The 388-nt window shown below is 70.1% G+C and carries 1 protein-coding gene; it reads right to left on the reverse strand.

Features of this window, described 5'->3' with window-relative positions; all coding sequences use genetic code 11:
- Positions 1–388, reverse strand: a 388-nt coding sequence (locus tag KZZ04_RS18495) for a hypothetical protein (RefSeq protein ID WP_219423693.1), incomplete at both ends; no start/stop codon positions are given.

Raw genomic sequence — 388 nt, forward strand, 5'->3', positions numbered from 1 at the left:
GCGCTGCTGGTCGGCGTTGGTCAGGTTGCCGAACGGCGGCAGGCCGCGCCGGGAGAACTTGGTCTCGGCCGTGAGTTGCACGGTCCAGGTGTTGGCGTCGGCTGTGTGGATCAGGCGGTCCATCACGCCGCGGTAGAGGGTGTAGGGGCTGCCCAGCGGCGTCAGGAACGGATCGTAGAGCTGCAGGTAGACCGCGCAGTCGCGGCCCTTCACCTCCGTCTTGGCGTTCACGACGTCGTTCGCGGCCTCGGGCCCGACACCCTCCAGGGTGAAGGTGACCACCGGGGCGATGCCGCCGACGGCCGTCTCGATGTCCGAGATCGAGCCCAGGCCGCCGATCCCCTGCCAGTCGAAGCCGCCGGCCCGGAGCGTCCCGAAGCCGGAATGG

This window comes from Pseudoalteromonas sp. CR1, assembly GCF_019392235.1.
Classification (GTDB): Bacteria; Pseudomonadota; Gammaproteobacteria; order Enterobacterales; family Alteromonadaceae; genus Pseudoalteromonas.